The organism is Marinobacter sp. UBA2498, from assembly GCF_002341575.1.
Taxonomy (GTDB): Bacteria; Pseudomonadota; Gammaproteobacteria; order Pseudomonadales; family Oleiphilaceae; genus Marinobacter; species Marinobacter manganoxydans.
In genome coordinates this window covers 10350-11905 of sequence record NZ_DDOI01000117.1, presented here as the reverse complement: position 1 = coordinate 11905, position 1556 = coordinate 10350, and the positions used below count along the sequence as shown (strand labels likewise).

The 1556-nt window shown below is 57.2% G+C and carries 2 protein-coding genes; both read left to right on the top strand.

Features of this window, described 5'->3' with window-relative positions:
• Positions 1-547 (top strand): CBS domain-containing protein (locus tag B2W52_RS16205; protein WP_286803744.1); only part of this gene is annotated, 547 nt, incomplete at its 5' end.
• A 551-nt stretch (positions 548-1098) separates the two neighbouring features.
• Positions 1099-1556, top strand: a 458-nt coding sequence (locus B2W52_RS16200) for a biotin carboxylase N-terminal domain-containing protein (protein WP_286803743.1), incomplete at its 3' end; no start/stop codon positions are given.

The window sequence follows — 1556 nt, the reverse complement described above, 5'->3', positions numbered from 1 at the left end:
GTTACCCACCGCCAAACCCCTGTCTCATATAGGAAGCGAGGATTCGGCAGTCCACCTGCTAACAGACTTCTCCGAGCAGCGACTGTCCGTTTTGAGTTCCGATATGTCCGTTTCGGAGGCGAGGTTGTGGATGAGACTGGCCGATACGTCTTTCAAGGTGGTGGAAAACCAGGCTGGGGATTGTCTGGGCATTCTGGCCATCGAAGATGTGAACGGCGAGAAGGCCATGAGTGTCGCCCATCGACAGGGTGTGCCCCTCAAGGACGTTCGGGTCCGCGATATCATGCGCCCGATAAGTGAGCTGCCGGCTATCCATTATCAGGATTTGCGGGCGGCAACGGTGGGCGACCTGGTCAGCACATTCCGTGAGGTTCATGAAGGGTATCTGCTTGTGCTGGATGACGACCGACATCAGCCTTCCCGTTCCTATCTCCGGGGACTGGTCTGTGCCGAAGAGCTTCTGCAGCGGCTGGACCTGGCGATCGATCTGGAGCATCGGGCAACCAAGTTCTATGAGATCGTTCACGTGGTGAAAGGCGGTTTCTAGTCTGGCAGTTGTCATCGGCGCTCCCCGGGGCGCCGATGATTCCCGTGGAACCGGGAAAGCATCGAAAAAAACGATGTTTATTGCCCAGAAAACCGTATTGAACCGATGCCGTAATCACGTGACACTCTCTACGACTTTAGTCACATCAAAGGACGCCCATGCAGGACGCCCATCAAAAATGCCGGACGCAGGTGTTAAGCCTCTTAATCATTCTGGCATTGGGCCTGGTTTCATTGCCTACCCATTCTTCGGACTCTGCGCCAGTACCCCTGTCCTGTGATGCGGCTTTCTGCCCGTTATTGTCGGATGTGACAAGCGACGGTGGTCAGGAGGGAGGGCTTTCCCATGGCAACCGCATGCGGGATTTCAGTCTTCACCCGGCCGGTATCCTTCCGGGCATCAGGGGCTATTCGGGTGTGGTGCATTGCGCCAGCTTTCCGGTCCTGCCGCAGGCGCCACCTGGCATCTGAGCTTTTGCCGACTGAAGGGCGTGTCTGCCCTTCGAACCAACCTTTCGATTTAAACGACTTCCATCACCTGGAGGATTTTCCATGGCTATTCGGAAGCTGCTGATCGCCAATCGCGGAGAGATTGCGGTCAGGATTGCCCGGGCCTGCAGCGAACTGGGCATCCGCTCGGTCGCTATTCATTCGGAGGCTGACGAGTACTCCCTGCACGTCAAAAAAGCCGACGAAGCTTATCAGATCAGCAAGGACCCCCTGTCGGGATACCTGAACCCCCACCATATTGTGAATATGGCGGTGGAAACCGGCTGTGATGCACTGCATCCCGGCTATGGTTTCCTGTCGGAGAATGCGGAACTGGCTGCGATTTGTGAGCAGCGAGGTATTACGTTCGTGGGACCGTCGGCGAATGCTATTTCATCCATGGGCGACAAAACCCAGGCCCGCCAGACGGCCCTTGCCGCGGGTGTCCCGGTAACGCCGGGTTCTGAAGGCAACCTGGCCGATGTCGAGGATGCCGTCGCCCAGGCCGCCGATATCGGCTA